The following is a 17081-nucleotide window of genomic DNA, read 5'->3' on the forward strand; positions in this document are numbered from 1 at the left end:
GTGGACAGCCATACTTCTGATTTATGGCAGCAAATTTTATCAATCATACAAAACAAGCTCAGCAAACCCAGCTTTGACACTTGGTTCAAAGCAACCAAAGCTACCAAGCTGAACGATCGTTCGATCGTCATATCCGCACCAACCACGTTTGCTGTCGAATGGCTGGAGAGCCGTTACACCAAGCTGGTCGGATCGACGGTATATGAGCTGCTTGGCAAACAGGTCGATGTTAAATTTGTCATCGAGGAGAACAAGCCTGCTGAACCGGACCCTCAACTGCCAGCGCCAACGCCTACAGTTGTTCAGGAAGAAGCGGTACTCAGCATGCTGAATCCAAAATATACATTCGATACATTTGTCATTGGGCCGGGCAACCGTTTTGCCCACGCCGCATCGCTGGCGGTCGCTGAAGCGCCCGCCAAAGCATACAATCCTCTGTTTCTCTATGGAGGAGTAGGTCTCGGCAAAACTCACTTGATGCATGCGATCGGACATTACGTCCTGGAGCATGATCCGGGCAGCAAAGTTGTTTATTTGTCATCTGAGAAATTCACGAATGAATTCATTAACTCCATCCGTGATAACCGCGGGGAGAGCTTCCGTAACAAGTACCGTAGTGTCGATATTCTGCTCATTGATGATATTCAGTTCTTGGCTGGAAAAGAATCGACGCAAGAGGAATTTTTCCATACGTTTAATGCGCTGCATGAGGAACGGAAACAGATCATCATCTCCAGCGACAGACCGCCGAAGGAAATTCCAACCCTAGAAGAACGGCTTCGTTCCCGTTTTGAATGGGGGTTAATTACGGACATCCAGCCTCCAGATCTGGAGACACGGATTGCGATTTTACGTAAAAAAGCTCGTGCGGAAAACCTGGATATTCCGAATGAGGCGATGATGTACATCGCCAACCAGATTGATACCAATATTCGTGAACTGGAAGGCGCCCTGATTCGGGTTGTTGCCTACTCTTCGCTGACTAATCAAGATGTAACCACTCATCTAGCAGCTGAAGCACTGAAGGATATTATTCCTTCCAGTCGTCCAAAAATGATCACTATTCACGACATCCAACAAAAGGTCGGCGAGTATTACAGCCTTAAGCTTGAAGATTTCAAAGCACGGAAACGAACCAAAGCCGTTGCGTTCCCAAGACAGATTGCCATGTATCTCTCTCGTGAACTTACAGACTTTTCTCTGCCCAAAATCGGTGAAGCATTCGGAGGGCGAGATCATACCACCGTCATCCATGCGCACGAAAAGATCTCCCAGGCGATTAAAGTCGATCAGGATCTCTATAAAGTTATCAACAACTTAACCGAAAAAATCAAGAATCCAACCTGAATAAGTCCCAAGCCTGTGCACAACGTATACACATGTGGATAGGCTTGGGCTTATGGGTTTATACCCACTTATCCACATATTCAGTGCCCCTATTACTATTATTACTATAAAGATCTAAAAGATATCATCTCCAAATAAGCGATTTTGAAGCTTGGCCTCCGGCCTTTTGAAAAACCGATTTCAACACCTCAACACCCAAAAAACCCGCTAGGAGTGAAACCATGAAAATCAGCATAATGAAAAGCTACTTGAACGAATCCATCCAGCAAGTATCCAAAGCCATCTCAAGCCGTACGACGATCCCAATTCTGAGCGGTATCAAATTCGACGTTAATCATCAAGGTGTGACGTTGACAGCAAGTGACACCGATATCTCAATTCAATCCTTTATCCCGCTTGAAGATGGAGATAAAAGTGTTGTTCAGGTGGAGCAACCAGGCAGTGTTGTACTGCCAGCCAAGTTTTTTGTCGAGATCATCAAAAAGCTGCCTTCACAAGAAGTGCACATGGAGGTAAAAGAAAACTTCAACACCTTTATCTCCGCAGGAGCTACCGAAATTCAACTGGTTGGTCTTGATCCGGAAGAATTCCCAGTATTGCCAAGCATCGAAGAGAACCAAACCGTCTCCATTCCAGGAGATTTGCTCAAAAACATGATCAAACAAACCGTATTCTCCATTTCCACACATGAAACTACACCAATTCTGACAGGTGTACTCTGGAGTTTGGGCGACAATGAACTGAAATTTGTGGCAACTGACCGTCACCGTCTTGCTACTCGTTCAGCAATGCTGGATAATGCAGAAGGTGTGCGATTCAACAATGTGGTGATCTCGGGCAAAACGCTGAACGAACTCAGCAAAATCGTGCCCGATCAAAATACACTTGTGGATATCGTTGTCGCTGACAACCAGGTTTTGTTCAAAATCGACCGTGTTCTGTTCTATTCGCGCATTTTGGACGGAACTTATCCGGATACTTCTAGAATTATTCCGACTTCGTACAAAACAGAACTTGTTTTGGATACAAAAAAATTAAGCGAATCGATCGACCGGGCTTATTTGCTGTCGCGTGAAGAAAAAACAAATATTGTGCGGATGCAGACGATGGATTCTGGATCAATCGAAATTTCATCAAGCTCTTCCGAGCTGGGGAAAGTAAGAGAAGAAATCGAACCTGCAGACTTTAACGGCGAACCGCTGAAAATCTCGTTCAACTCCAAATATATGCTGGATGTACTGAAAGTGGTGGAGAGTGAGCAGCTGATGATTGCTTTTACTGGTGTCATGAGCCCGATCATCCTGAAACCGCTGGACGACAGTCACAGCTTGTACGTCATATTGCCTTACCGGACGACCAACTAACGAGAGGAAGATCATAGTGAACCAAGTAGCGATTCGTACGGAATATATTAAGCTCGACCAATTTTTGAAACTGGCCGATTGCATCCCAACCGGAGGCATGGCCAAAGCACTGCTTCAGGACGGACTTGTACGTGTGAATAAAGAGCCTGAGGAACGCCGGGGACGCAAGTTATACCCTGGGGATATCGTTGAGGTGGACGGAGAAGGTTCGTTCGAAGTTGTCGCACAATAAGAAGACCAGTTAGATCCTGCTGCCTCCTGACGGACGGGATAAAAGGGAGGTTACCGCGTGTTTGTAAACAGCATAGATCTGCAGCAATTCCGCAATTATGAACATCTGAGACTGGATTCTTTTGGTCCTGTGAATCTTTTGATCGGGCAAAATGCCCAAGGCAAGACCAACCTTGCAGAAGCCATTTTTGTGCTTGCACTCACCAAGAGCCACCGTACATCCCGCGACAAGGAACTGATTCGTTTCGGTGAAGAACGTGCGAGGCTTGCAGCAGAGGTCGACAAAAAGTACGGATCAGTCAAGCTCGAGCTATCTTTGTCGCAACAAGGCAAAAAAGCAAAGATCAACGGACTGGAACAGCGCAAGCTGAGTGATTTTGTCGGAGCACTTAATGTGGTGATGTTTGCACCGGAAGATCTTGAGATTGTCAAAGGCACACCTGGGGTCCGCCGCCGGTTTCTTGACATGGAGATTGGCCAGGTGGCTCCAGGCTACCTGTATCATCTGCAGCAATATCAAAAAGTGCTCGTTCAGCGTAACAATCTGCTCAAGCAATTATGGGGGCAGAGCGCTTCAGCCCAGACTATGCTTGAGGTGTGGAATGAACAACTGGTGGAGCATGGTGTTAAAATCGTCAAAAAAAGGAAACAATTCATAAAGAAACTTCAAAAGTGGGCTGAAACGATTCATCAGGGCATCACCGGAGGCGGAGAAGTCCTGCGTCTGGCCTACCTTCCTTCCTTCAGCGAAGCCGCTGAGGAAGATGAAGCTGTCTTAATGGACCAATTTATGATAAAATTATCACAAATGAAAGAGCAGGAGATTCGCCGAGGCACAACGCTTAGTGGGCCGCATCGGGATGACCTGTCCTTTTTCATTAACGATCGGGAAGTACAAACGTATGGCTCGCAGGGGCAGCAGCGCACAACGGCGTTGTCCCTTAAACTTGCGGAAATTGAACTGATTCATGAAGAAATCGGAGAATATCCGGTCCTGCTGCTAGACGATGTACTGTCTGAACTGGATCCTTTCCGTCAAACGCAGCTGATCGAGACGTTCCAGAGCAAGGTGCAAACCTTTATTACGGCTACCGGCATCGAGAGTCTGAACGTTGACAAACTTAAAGATGCCAGTATTTATCACGTTCATGCCGGACAGGTTGAACGCTAAGGAGTGAGGGCTTATGTACATTCATCTGGGCGGTGAGAAGATTATCCGATCTTCCGAATTGGTCGCTATTTTTGATATATCGATTGAAAAATCCTCAAAAATTTCCAAGCAGTATGTCACGCATGCCGAGCAGGAAAAAACAGTGGAGCATATTGGTGAAGAGGAAGCCAAGTCCATTGTCGTGACCAAAAACATTGTGTACTACTCGCCTATTTCCTCAGCTACGCTCAAGAAGCGAGCTCACATTTTTCCTGATCTCTAGCCTATCGGCGGTACGAGTTATTGTACCTTTTGCTGCTTGTCTTTATTTAGATTGCTTACTGGAATTAAGGGAATATGTTCACTTCAGCATGCATTCTTAGTTAACGCATATTTACGATATTGAATCTATAGAAGTAGGTGAAAGGCATGTCTATGAATCAACCGTCATATGGTGCAGATGAAATTCAGGTACTTGAAGGGCTGGAAGCCGTACGTAAACGACCGGGGATGTATATTGGTTCCACCAGTGCCAAAGGTCTGCATCATCTCGTTTGGGAAGTAGTGGACAACAGTATTGACGAAGCGCTCGCAGGTTATTGTGATCATATCGAAGTTACTATTCATGAAGATAACAGCGTCACTGTAGTCGATAACGGGCGAGGGATTCCTGTCGGCGAACATGCCAAAATGAAACGCCCTGCGCTTGAGGTTGTAATGACTGTTCTGCATGCGGGCGGTAAATTTGGCGGTGGCGGGTACAAAGTATCCGGTGGTCTTCATGGTGTAGGTGTATCTGTCGTCAATGCTCTATCAGCTAAAGTTGTTGTTACAGTTAAGGTTGACGGCCATGTGTATCAACAGGAATATCGTCGCGGTGCTCCGCAGTATGATCTGAAAACGATCGGTACAACGGAGGAAACGGGAACAACGGTTACGTTCCATCCGGATCCGGAGATTTTCACGGAAACAAGAGTTTATGACTATGAAACTTTGCTGACTCGTATTCGTGAGCTCGCATTTCTGAACAAGGGAATTGGTATGACTTTAACCGATGAACGTACAGGTGTAACTAACTCTTTCCTGTATGAGGGCGGTATTATCGAGTATGTCTCCTTCCTGAACCAGAAGCGTGAAGTGCTGCACGAAAACCCGATTTATGTAGAAGGATCAAGAGACAACATTCAGGTTGAAGTTGCATTGCAATACAATGACAGCTACACCGAGAATATTTACTCTTTTGCGAACAACATCAACACACATGAGGGTGGAACGCACGAATCCGGATTCAAAAGTGCCCTTACCCGGATTATCAATGATTATGCGCGCAAAGCGGGCGTAATTAAAGACAGCACAGGTAACCTGTCCGGGGATGATGTACGTGAAGGTCTAACAGCGATTATCTCGGTCAAGATCCCTGAACCGCAATTTGAGGGACAGACGAAGACCAAACTGGGTAACAGTGAAGTGCGAGGAATTGTCGAATCTCTGTTTGCTGAGAAGCTGCAGGAATTCCTGGAAGAAAATCCTTCCGTATCCCGTCGCATTTTGGAAAAAGGACTGCAAGCTGCCCGTGCACGTGAAGCAGCTCGTAAAGCACGTGAACTTACGCGTCGTAAAGGTGCACTCGAAGTCAGCTCTTTGCCAGGTAAATTGGCCGACTGTTCATCCAAGGATGCTTCAATCAGCGAATTGTATATCGTCGAAGGTGACTCCGCCGGTGGATCAGCGAAGCAAGGACGAGATCGTCATTTCCAAGCGATTTTGCCACTGCGTGGTAAGATTCTGAACGTGGAAAAAGCACGTCTTGACCGGATCTTGGGCAATGCGGAGATCAGAGCAATTATTACCGCAATGGGTACTGGAATTGGTGATGACTTCGATATTGCCAAAGCACGTTATCACAAAATCATTTTGATGACCGATGCCGACGTCGATGGTGCTCACATTCGGACATTGCTTCTGACATTCCTCTATCGCTATATGCGCAAAATCATCGAGGCTGGTTATGTATACATTGCCCAACCGCCATTGTTTAAGATTGAGCGCAATAAAGTGATTCGTTATGCTGGTTCCGAGAAGGAACGCGATGAAATTATCGCAACTCTCGGTGAGAATGCCAAATTCAATATTCAGCGTTATAAAGGTCTTGGCGAGATGAATGCCGGACAATTGTGGGAAACGACGATGGATCCTGAAAGCCGGACCATGCTTCAAGTATCGATCAGCGATGCGATGCTGGCCGATGCGATGTTCGACACCCTGATGGGAGATAATGTTGAACCTCGTCGTGACTTTATTCAGGAAAATGCAAAATACGTGAAAAACCTCGACATCTAACGATATTCGAAGAGGCGCCTGCGAGGGCGCCTCTTTTACATTATGGGGTTATAGCATAGAGATTTTAGGTTGGACTCTGGAGTGCCTGTTATCGGTGTGTGCGGCTCTTGGCAGAGGAGGCCTGAACTTTGGGGGAAGTACGAGATGTTTTCCCTTTTTTGGAGGGTGACCTGCCGTACGCTCTCGCATAACGCTTGATCTTTCGGTACGTTTCCTTATCAGGCAGTAGGCCAAAAGCATAGATACCTGGCAATGTATTGACTTCAATAATCCATGGCCGTCCATCTTCATCCAGTGCGATGTCGATACCAATCTCTTTGAGTCTTGGAAATGACCTCTGCAACTGTACCGCGGTATGAATGCCTAAACGATATAGCTCACTGCGTAGTTGCTGGAACCGATCCTGATCAAAATGAGGGCGTACCAACTCATTAAAGGTGGCCAGTCGTCCGCCGCCATGAATGTTGGTAATGATCTTGCCCGGTGCAGCAACTCTTCCCAGGATACCTGTCGTTTCCCAGTTGCGATGTAGATTTTTCTGGGTCAGTACCCGCAGGTCGAAAGGTAATCCCTCATGTTTCATCAACGGAATACCTTGCTGAATGATGTAGTCGCGATTCTGGATACGTTCAGTGAGTGCCAGATCCAGCTCATCGAGGGAATGGAAGTGTTTTTCCTCCGTCCCATATCGAAGTTCATACGTTGTCAGGGGGACTTCAGCAGAGATCTCTGCACCGACTTCAGCTTCGGATGGGGAGAGTGGATCAACCGCGATTGCCGATGTGTTATCATCGGCAATCGAGTGAGGGTTTATACGGATGGTTTTTACCCGCATGACGCCATTGCCGTAAGTCCCCCGATCCGGTTTGATATAGTTTGTCTCGAATAATTCAGTCATCCGTTCCAGGGTCTGGCGATTATATTGTCGTGTTACTGGTATATATCCATTCACATTACGGCTGCGTTGTAACACAGCTGTCTTGGTCCATTTGCTAGAGACACGCTGGATGCTCAAGAGCCATCAGTCCTTTCGTGTTTTAATGGGGTTTATAAGAGTGGCAGACGCGGAGAAATCAAAGGACAAGAGATGATTTCAGTGGTATAATAGAGAAATATGGCGTTTTGTGCGGTTTTGTTGCACAGATGTAGTTTGATCGTAGAACGGGAACGGTCTAAGCCTGAATATACACAGTACAATTGCCGCTTTTTCTAGCATTGTATGTGCAAATGGGGAGGAAGGCAGGGCGAACCCCCAGACTCTCTAAAGTTCCCGGAAGAAAGGCTATTGCCCAGCGGACGTTTAATTGTTTACCTTTTGTGAAAGTAATATAATAAAGAGTAGCGTCCTTGTGCGGTTTTAGCCTTGTTAGGCTCTTCACATATAATTAATTTTTGAATGATTGAATGGAATGTTTGTTGAAGGACAAGAAGGAGGTCCAGCATGGCGGAAGAAATGAACTCGCAGATTAAAGATCGGGATATTGGCGTCGAGATGCGTGAATCGTTTATGGATTATGCGATGAGCATTATTGTGAGCCGTGCCTTACCTGACGTGCGTGACGGATTGAAGCCGGTTCACCGGCGTATTCTGTACGCAATGTCCGAGCTAGGCATGACACCCGATAAACCACATAAAAAATCAGCCAGAATCGTCGGCGAAGTTATCGGTAAGTATCACCCACACGGTGACTCTGCCGTATACGAAACGATGGTACGGATGGCACAGGACTTCTCCCTGCGCTACATGCACGTAGATGGACATGGTAACTTTGGATCGGTGGATGGCGATATGGCAGCAGCCATGCGTTATACGGAAGCCCGGTTGTCCAAGATTGCGATGGAAATGCTCAGAGACATCAACAAGGATACGATTGACTTCCAGCCGAACTATGACGGTGAAGAAAGTGAACCTATCGTTCTGCCAGCTCGTTTCCCTAACTTGCTTGTCAATGGTGTCGGCGGGATTGCCGTAGGTATGGCGACCAACATTCCTCCTCATAACTTGGGAGAGGTCATTGACGGCGTACAGGCTATGATCAAAAATCCAGACATCACTTCCATGGAATTGATGGATTATATTCACGGGCCAGACTTCCCAACTTCCGGTTATATTTTGGGACGCTCTGGAATTCGCCAGGCGTATCAAACCGGACGTGGTTCAGTAACGATGCGGGCCAAAACCAACATCGAAGAAAACAACAACAAAGCACGGATTATCGTTACGGAACTTCCTTATCAGGTGAACAAGGCAAGACTCGTTGAGAAAATTGCTGAGTTGGTACGTGATAAAAAGATTGATGGTATTACGGATCTCCGTGATGAGTCTGACCGTAACGGTATGCGGATCGTAATTGAACTTCGCAGAGACGTGAACCCAGGTGTGGTGCTGAACAACTTGTACAAGCATACTGCGATGCAGTCTACCTTTGGGATTAACATGCTGGCGATTGTAAATAAAGAGCCTAAGATTTTGAATCTGCGTGAAGTGTTGTATCACTACTTGCAGCATCAGATTGAGGTTATACGTAGACGTACACAGTTCGAACTGAAAAAAGCAGAAGCACGCGCGCACATTCTGGAAGGCTTGCGTATCGCGCTGGATCATATCGACGAAATTATTGCGTTGATTCGTTCATCCAGCAATACAGATGCAGCCAGAGAAGGTCTGATCGAGCGATTCTCACTCAGTCATGATCAGGCTCAAGCTATCCTCGATATGCGTCTGCAACGCCTGACAGGTCTGGAACGCGAGCGGATCGAAAATGAGTATAACGAACTGATGGTCAAAATTAAGGAATATCGTGAAATTTTGGCCAACGAGCACCTGGTACTCGAAATTATCAGCACGGAGCTGCAAGAAATCCGTGATCGCTTCAGCGATGATCGTCGTACCGAAATCACGGTAGGTGAAGAGAGCATTCTGGACGAGGATCTGATTCCGCGTGAAGAGGTTATCATCACCATTACCCATACAGGCTATGTGAAACGTCTGCCGGTATCGACATACCGCAGTCAGAAGCGTGGCGGACGTGGGGTTGTGGGAATGGACACCAAAGATACCGACTTTGTTGAGCATCTGTTTGTGACCAACTCTCACAATTACCTCATGTTCTTTACCGACAAAGGTAAAGTGTACCGTCTCAAAGCTTATGAGATTCCAGAGCTTGGACGTACAGCACGGGGAACGCCGATTATTAACCTGATTCAGATCGAACAGGGTGAATCGGTCAATGCCGTGATTCCAGTTCAGGAATTCGAGAGTGACAAGTATCTGTTCTTTGCTACCCGCCAAGGGGTTGTGAAGAAGACACCACTTGAGGATTATACGAATATTCGCAAAGGCGGTCTGATCGGGATCTCCCTGCGTGATGATGATGCCCTAATTGATGTTAAGCTGACAGACGGACAGCAAGAAATCATTATGGGTACAGCTCACGGGATGTCCATCCGATTCTCGGAAGGAAATGTTCGTTCCATGGGACGGAGTGCAACCGGGGTTAAAGGGATTACATTGGATGAGCAGGATGTTGTAATCGGTATGGACGTTGTAGATCAGGAACTGGATGTTCTGATTGTTACAGCCAAAGGTTACGGTAAACGTACGCCTGTCAGCGATTATCGGATGCAGACTCGTGGCGGTAAAGGGATTAAAACCATTAACGTCACAGATAAGAACGGTGCGGTAGTCAGTCTGAAAATGGTTAAGACGGAAGAGGATCTGATGATCATCACTTCCAGCGGTACGTTAATCCGGATGAGTATGGAAGGCATATCCACGATGGGTCGATACACTCAAGGCGTGAAGCTGATTCATATTCGTGATGAAGATGCTGTAGCTACCGTCAGCCGAATTGACAAGAATGAAGAAGAACCAGAAGACGAAGAATTGCTTGAAGGTGCAGAAGCCGCTGATTCTGAAGGTCCAGAGTCCACTCTGGATGAGGGATCGGTATCCGATGCTGATGTTGAGGGCGATGATTCAGGTTCGGAAGCATAGAATCATTTTTCTATAACGAAAATCATTTCATGATTGCAATGAAATTGGAGGGCTCCCATATGGGGGCCCTTTGTTATTTTCATAGCCCATGACCTTTCTCCTCGAAATCTGGGATGTACAGCCTGATTTTTGAGTAATATAATGGGAATTAACGTGAAAAACCGGGACTATGGTCTTGATATCATTATAGAAGAACGATGAGTGAGGGGAATAAACATGGGATTAATCACCCTGTCTGAAGTCAAACCAGGACTTAAACTGGGAAATGACGTACAAACACTTCGTGGCAATGTTCTGTTTCAAAAGGGCAAAGTCATTCTGCCCAAAGATGTGGAAGTACTCAGAGCCTTTATGATTCATCAAGTGGACATCGAGCAAGAAAGAACAGGGACAAGCAGCTCAGGTTCTAAGGCTTCATCCGCCTCTTCGGTCCATGCAGCTAATGAGAAGAACGGAGAACGCTCAGGGAGAGGCAGCAGCGCAGTCTCAGCACCCGCTGTACCGTCTCTGCATGAAGAGTATGAAAAGATGGTGGGACTCACCAAAAATGCTTTCCTATCCTCCTTGGCGGCTGAATTACCTGTATATGAGTTGCGTACACAGTTGGAAGCATTGTTTGTTCATCTTAAACAGTATAATGTGCTTACCTTCAGTCCACGAGTTATGCAGGAACATGATTATGTGTATCATCATGCCGTATTAAGTGCGATTACGTCCTATCAATTGGCCCAGTGGATGGATCTGCCGTCCAAAGACTGGATGCAGGTAGCTTTTGCGGGATTGTTCCATGATATTGGTAATAACAAAGTAGACCCACAGATCCTCCATAAACCCTCAACGTTAACTGCTTCAGAGCAGGAGGAGATCCGACAGCATACGAAATATGGTTATCAGGTACTGAAGCAGGCGAAGGCCATCAATGAGGGGGCTAGACTCGCAGCATTGCAGCATCATGAAAAAGTGGATGGTTCGGGTTACCCGCTTCAGCTCAGCGGTACGCAGATTCATATCTACGCCAAGATTGTAGCTATCGCTGATATCTTCCACGCCATGACTCTGGAGAAGATCTATCGCAAGGCGCAGTCACCGTACTTGGTACTTGAACAAATACAGAGTGAGGCTTTTGGCAAATTGGATCCTACCATCGTGAATGTATTCGTCCAGCGCTCCACACAGATCCATAACGGTATCCGAGTGAAGCTCAGCAATAATCAAATGGGTGAGATTATATTTTCAGATAGGGACCATCCTACACGGCCGATGGTATCTGTAGAGGGAACAATCATCAATCTAATGCAGCAAAGGCAGCTATATATCCAGGAAGTCATTGGCTAGTTCAATCTTCACTTCATAATATAAGAACAGGGCCTTTCCGAATGGAGAGGCTTTTTTATATTTAACTTAGTGTAGAGTATGAGAATAGCTGTATAGGTGAATAGATATTCTTATGAATTAAACAATGTAACGTATAGATGCTCAGTATATTAGAGAGTGTGTAGAAAGAAATAACTTTATTTAAAATAAAGCTTGCATTCCAAAACTGTACATGGTATATTCTAATTCCGGCCAAGAAAACACGAGAAACACGGTGCGGCAAGCGAATGAAATAAGCTTCGAAAGAAACTTAAAAAAAGAGCTTGCAAAGTTGGTTCGGATGTGATAAGATATAAAAGTTGCTGAGGTGAACAACACACAGCAATGAAACAAGTTTGATCTTTGAAAACTGAACAACGAGTGAGTAACGATCTTGCTTGCAAGATCGACGCTGAGAAATCGGTACAAGTCTTCGGACTGTATGATTTCGAAGCATAAATGAGATTTTTAATCTCGTCAGTTTCAAAATGAGCTTATCGCTCTTTTCAATACTTTATTGGAGAGTTTGATCCTGGCTCAGGACGAACGCTGGCGGCATGCCTAATACATGCAAGTCGAGCGGACTTGAAGAGAAGCTTGCTTCTCTGATGGTTAGCGGCGGACGGGTGAGTAACACGTAGGCAACCTGCCCTCAAGCTTGGGACAACTACCGGAAACGGTAGCTAATACCGAATAGTTGTTTTCTTCTCCTGAAGAGAACTGGAAAGACGGAGCAATCTGTCACTTGGGGATGGGCCTGCGGCGCATTAGCTAGTTGGTGGGGTAACGGCTCACCAAGGCGACGATGCGTAGCCGACCTGAGAGGGTGATCGGCCACACTGGGACTGAGACACGGCCCAGACTCCTACGGGAGGCAGCAGTAGGGAATCTTCCGCAATGGGCGAAAGCCTGACGGAGCAATGCCGCGTGAGTGATGAAGGTTTTCGGATCGTAAAGCTCTGTTGCCAGGGAAGAACGCTTGGGAGAGTAACTGCTCTCAAGGTGACGGTACCTGAGAAGAAAGCCCCGGCTAACTACGTGCCAGCAGCCGCGGTAATACGTAGGGGGCAAGCGTTGTCCGGAATTATTGGGCGTAAAGCGCGCGCAGGCGGTCATTTAAGTCTGGTGTTTAATCCCGGGGCTCAACCCCGGATCGCACTGGAAACTGGGTGACTTGAGTGCAGAAGAGGAGAGTGGAATTCCACGTGTAGCGGTGAAATGCGTAGATATGTGGAGGAACACCAGTGGCGAAGGCGACTCTCTGGGCTGTAACTGACGCTGAGGCGCGAAAGCGTGGGGAGCAAACAGGATTAGATACCCTGGTAGTCCACGCCGTAAACGATGAGTGCTAGGTGTTAGGGGTTTCGATACCCTTGGTGCCGAAGTTAACACATTAAGCACTCCGCCTGGGGAGTACGGTCGCAAGACTGAAACTCAAAGGAATTGACGGGGACCCGCACAAGCAGTGGAGTATGTGGTTTAATTCGAAGCAACGCGAAGAACCTTACCAGGTCTTGACATCCCTCTGATCGGTACAGAGATGTATCTTTCCTTCGGGACAGAGGAGACAGGTGGTGCATGGTTGTCGTCAGCTCGTGTCGTGAGATGTTGGGTTAAGTCCCGCAACGAGCGCAACCCTTGATCTTAGTTGCCAGCACTTCGGGTGGGCACTCTAAGGTGACTGCCGGTGACAAACCGGAGGAAGGTGGGGATGACGTCAAATCATCATGCCCCTTATGACCTGGGCTACACACGTACTACAATGGCCGGTACAACGGGCTGTGAAGCCGCGAGGTGGAACGAATCCTAAAAAGCCGGTCTCAGTTCGGATTGCAGGCTGCAACTCGCCTGCATGAAGTCGGAATTGCTAGTAATCGCGGATCAGCATGCCGCGGTGAATACGTTCCCGGGTCTTGTACACACCGCCCGTCACACCACGAGAGTTTATAACACCCGAAGTCGGTGGGGTAACCGCAAGGAGCCAGCCGCCGAAGGTGGGATAGATGATTGGGGTGAAGTCGTAACAAGGTAGCCGTATCGGAAGGTGCGGCTGGATCACCTCCTTTCTATGGAGAATCGTTTCCCGCGTGGAAACATTCAAATACGCAGCTTAGCTGCAAAACTTACTCACTCGTTGCTCAGTTTTGAGAGCTCAAACTCTCAAACAGCTTGCTTTTGCATGGAGCTTGTTCTTTGAAAACTAGATATCGAAACGAAATTTTGCGATTTAGAACATTCCTTTTTAAGCTGAACTTGTGTAAACAAGTTTCAATAAATAGTGAAAACTGCATTGCGATGGTATCGAATGGGAGCGACTTTTGGCTTTGCGTAAGCAAAACAAGGGAAGTGAGCAGTCGAAACCGGAGCAATTATGGTTAAGCTACTAAGAGCACACGGAGGATGCCTAGGCGCTAGGAGCCGATGAAGGACGTGGCGAACAACGAAACTGCCTCGGGGAGCTGTAAGCAAGCTTTGATCCGGGGGTGTCCGAATGGGGAAACCCAGCTGGGGTAATTTCCAGTTACTCATAACTGAATACATAGGTTATGTAGAGGCATACCAGGGGAACTGAAACATCTAAGTACCCTGAGGAAGAGAAAACAATAGTGATTCCGTCAGTAGCGGCGAGCGAACGCGGAGAAGCCCAAACCAGAGAGCTTGCTCTTTGGGGTTGTGGGACATCTCACATGGAGTTACAAAGGAACCGGTTAAACGAAGAGGTCTGGAAAGGCCCGCCAAAGAAGGTAAAAGCCCTGTAGTTGAAAGTCTGTTCTCTCCGAGATGTATCCCGAGTAGTGCGGGGCACGTGAAACCCCGTATGAATCCGGCAGGACCATCTGCCAAGGCTAAATACTTCCTAGCGACCGATAGTGAAGCAGTACCGTGAGGGAAAGGTGAAAAGCACCCCGGAAGGGGAGTGAAATAGAACCTGAAACCGTGTGCTTACAAAAAGTCAGAGCCCGTTTTAGGGGTGATGGCGTGCCTTTTGTAGAATGAACCGGCGAGTTACGTTCCCGTGCAAGGTTAAGGTGAAGAGCCGGAGCCGCAGCGAAAGCGAGTCTGAATAGGGCGACATAGTACGTGGACGTAGACCCGAAACCGGGTGATCTACCCCTGTCCAGGGTGAAGGTGCGGTAACACGCACTGGAGGCCCGAACCCACGCACGTTGAAAAGTGCGGGGATGAGGTGGGGGTAGCGGAGAAATTCCAATCGAACTCGGAGATAGCTGGTTCTCCCCGAAATAGCTTTAGGGCTAGCCTCGGAAAACAGAGTCGTGGAGGTAGAGCACTGATTGGGTGCGGGGCCCGCAAGGGTTACCAAGCTCAGTCAAACTCCGAATGCCATAGACTTACTTCCGGGAGTCAGACAGTGAGTGCTAAGATCCATTGTCAAAAGGGAAACAGCCCAGACCATCAGCTAAGGTCCCCAAGTGTGTGTTAAGTGGGAAAGGATGTGGAGTTGCACAGACAACCAGGATGTTGGCTTAGAAGCAGCCACCATTGAAAGAGTGCGTAATAGCTCACTGGTCGAGTGACTCTGCGCCGAAAATGTAACGGGGCTAAACACACCACCGAAGCTATGGCTTGATGCTTTGCATCAGGGGTAGGGGAGCGTTGTATAAGGGTTGAAGGTGTACCGTAAGGAGCGCTGGACATTATACAAGTGAGAATGCCGGTATGAGTAACGAAAAGATCAGTGAGAATCTGATCCGCCGAAAGCCTAAGGGTTCCTGAGGAAGGCTCGTCCGCTCAGGGTAAGTCGGGACCTAAGGCGAGGCCGAAAGGCGTAGTCGAAGGACAACAGGTCGAAATTCCTGTACCACCGTAAGCCGTTATGAGCAATGGGGGGACGCAGCAGGGTAGTGACGCGGACTGATGGATGTCCGTCTAAGCAGTGAGGCTGATGTGTAGGCAAATCCGCACATCGTAAGGCTGGGCTGTAATGGGGAGCGAAAATTATAGTAGCGAAGGTCATGATCTCACACTGCCAAGAAAAGCCTCTAGCCAGGTGATGGTGCCCGTACCGCAAACCGACACAGGTAGGCGAGAAGAGAATTCTAAGGCGCGCGGAAGAACTCTCGTTAAGGAACTCGGCAAAATGACCCCGTAACTTCGGGAGAAGGGGTGCCCCGGTAGTGTGAATAGCACGAGGGGGCCGCAGTGAAAAGGCCCAAGCGACTGTTTAGCAAAAACACAGGTCTGTGCGAAGCCGTAAGGCGAAGTATACGGGCTGACGCCTGCCCGGTGCTGGAAGGTTAAGGGGAGCGGTTAGGAGCAATCCGAAGCTGTGAACCGAAGCCCCAGTAAACGGCGGCCGTAACTATAACGGTCCTAAGGTAGCGAAATTCCTTGTCAGGTAAATTCTGACCCGCACGAATGGCGTAACGACTTGGGCGCTGTCTCAACGAGAGATCCGGTGAAATTTTAATACCTGTGAAGATGCAGGTTACCCGCGACAAGACGGAAAGACCCCATGGAGCTTTACTGCAGCTTGATATTGAATTTGGGTACGATCTGTACAGGATAGGTGGGAGCCTTTGAAACGTGAGCGCCAGCTTGCGTGGAGGCACCGTTGGGATACCACCCTGATCGTATCTAGGTTCTAACCTGGTACCGTAATCCGGTGCGGGGACAGTGTCAGGTGGGCAGTTTGACTGGGGCGGTCGCCTCCTAAAGAGTAACGGAGGCGCCCAAAGGTTCCCTCAGAATGGTTGGAAATCATTCGAAGAGTGCAAAGGCATAAGGGAGCTTGACTGCGAGACCTACAAGTCGAGCAGGGACGAAAGTCGGGCTTAGTGATCCGGTGGTACCGCATGGAAGGGCCATCGCTCAACGGATAAAAGCTACCCTGGGGATAACAGGCTTATCTCCCCCAAGAGTCCACATCGACGGGGAGGTTTGGCACCTCGATGTCGGCTCATCGCATCCTGGGGCTGAAGTAGGTCCCAAGGGTTGGGCTGTTCGCCCATTAAAGCGGTACGCGAGCTGGGTTCAGAACGTCGTGAGACAGTTCGGTCCCTATCTGTCGTGGGCGTAGGAAATTTGAGAGGAGCTGTCCTTAGTACGAGAGGACCGGGATGGACGTACCGCTGGTGTACCAGTTGTTCCGCCAGGAGCACCGCTGGGTAGCTATGTACGGACGGGATAAGCGCTGAAAGCATCTAAGCGTGAAGCCCCCCTCAAGATGAGATTTCCCAGTATGTAAGACCCCTTGAAGACGACGAGGTAGATAGGCTGGGGGTGGAAGTGCAGTAATGCATGGAGCTGACCAGTACTAATCGGTCGAGGGCTTATCCAA

Annotated in this window: 9 protein-coding genes and 2 rRNA genes; 10 read left to right on the plus strand and 1 reads right to left on the minus strand. The window is 48.0% G+C overall.

Annotation, left to right across the window (positions count from 1 at the left end):
• The 6 genes from dnaA to gyrB all read left to right on the plus strand — a co-directional run bounded on the left by dnaA (position 1) and on the right by gyrB (position 6432).
• Positions 1-1347, plus strand: a complete 1347-nt coding sequence (gene dnaA, locus RS891_RS00005; RefSeq protein WP_024629513.1) for a chromosomal replication initiator protein DnaA — start codon at positions 1-3, stop codon at positions 1345-1347.
• A gap of 221 nt (positions 1348-1568) precedes the next feature.
• Positions 1569-2711 carry a DNA polymerase III subunit beta gene (gene dnaN / locus RS891_RS00010; RefSeq protein ID WP_079696977.1) on the plus strand — a complete coding sequence of 381 codons (1143 nt, stop codon included), beginning with the start codon at positions 1569-1571 and terminating at the stop codon, positions 2709-2711.
• 16 nt (positions 2712-2727) lie between these two features.
• On the plus strand, positions 2728-2943 hold the full coding sequence (gene yaaA, locus RS891_RS00015) for a S4 domain-containing protein YaaA (RefSeq protein ID WP_024629511.1): 216 nt from the start codon (positions 2728-2730) through the stop codon (positions 2941-2943).
• Positions 2944-3000: 57 nt separating this feature from the next.
• Positions 3001-4113 carry a DNA replication/repair protein RecF gene (recF, locus tag RS891_RS00020; RefSeq protein ID WP_063567394.1) on the plus strand — a complete coding sequence of 371 codons (1113 nt, stop codon included), beginning with the start codon at positions 3001-3003 and terminating at the stop codon, positions 4111-4113.
• Positions 4114-4126: 13 nt separating this feature from the next.
• Positions 4127-4375 carry an extracellular matrix regulator RemB gene (remB, locus tag RS891_RS00025; RefSeq protein ID WP_017691405.1) on the plus strand — a complete coding sequence of 83 codons (249 nt, stop codon included), beginning with the start codon at positions 4127-4129 and terminating at the stop codon, positions 4373-4375.
• A gap of 146 nt (positions 4376-4521) precedes the next feature.
• Positions 4522-6432 (plus strand): DNA topoisomerase (ATP-hydrolyzing) subunit B, encoded by a 1911-nt coding sequence (gene gyrB / locus RS891_RS00030; RefSeq protein ID WP_076287169.1) that lies wholly within the window; start codon positions 4522-4524, stop codon positions 6430-6432.
• An 88-nt stretch (positions 6433-6520) separates the two neighbouring features.
• Here gyrB and RS891_RS00035 read toward each other — a convergent pair whose 3' ends face one another.
• Positions 6521-7447: a YheC/YheD family protein gene (locus RS891_RS00035; RefSeq protein ID WP_315794128.1), complete on the minus strand. Its 927-nt coding sequence runs from the start codon at positions 7445-7447 to the stop codon at positions 6521-6523.
• A gap of 426 nt (positions 7448-7873) precedes the next feature.
• Between RS891_RS00035 and gyrA the strand changes: the two genes are divergently transcribed.
• From gyrA to RS891_RS00055, 4 genes are all read left to right on the plus strand, one after another.
• Entirely contained in the window at positions 7874-10429 is a 2556-nt protein-coding gene (gene gyrA, locus RS891_RS00040) for a DNA gyrase subunit A (RefSeq protein ID WP_113053325.1), read from the plus strand.
• Between the two features lie 216 nt (positions 10430-10645).
• The gene (locus RS891_RS00045) at positions 10646-11764 is read left to right on the plus strand and encodes an HD-GYP domain-containing protein (RefSeq protein ID WP_315794129.1); all 1119 of its coding nucleotides are present in this window, start codon (positions 10646-10648) and stop codon (positions 11762-11764) included.
• A gap of 532 nt (positions 11765-12296) precedes the next feature.
• Positions 12297-13848, plus strand: a 16S ribosomal RNA gene (locus tag RS891_RS00050).
• 307 nt (positions 13849-14155) lie between these two features.
• Positions 14156-17081: ribosomal RNA gene (locus RS891_RS00055) — 23S ribosomal RNA — on the plus strand.
• The 16S and 23S rRNA genes sit together here, the layout of an rRNA operon.

The organism is Paenibacillus sp. BIC5C1 (assembly GCF_032399705.1).
In the GTDB taxonomy this organism is placed as follows: domain Bacteria; phylum Bacillota; class Bacilli; order Paenibacillales; family Paenibacillaceae; genus Paenibacillus; species Paenibacillus taichungensis_A.

Coding starts and splice junctions, on each gene's coding strand:
- dnaN (WP_079696977.1), top strand. CDS start 1,569: ATGAAAATCAGCATAATGAAAAGCTACTTGAACGAATCCATCCAGCAA.
- gyrA (WP_113053325.1), top strand. CDS start 7,874: ATGGCGGAAGAAATGAACTCGCAGATTAAAGATCGGGATATTGGCGTC.
- remB (WP_017691405.1), top strand. CDS start 4,127: ATGTACATTCATCTGGGCGGTGAGAAGATTATCCGATCTTCCGAATTG.
- RS891_RS00045 (WP_315794129.1), top strand. CDS start 10,646: ATGGGATTAATCACCCTGTCTGAAGTCAAACCAGGACTTAAACTGGGA.
- gyrB (WP_076287169.1), top strand. CDS start 4,522: ATGTCTATGAATCAACCGTCATATGGTGCAGATGAAATTCAGGTACTT.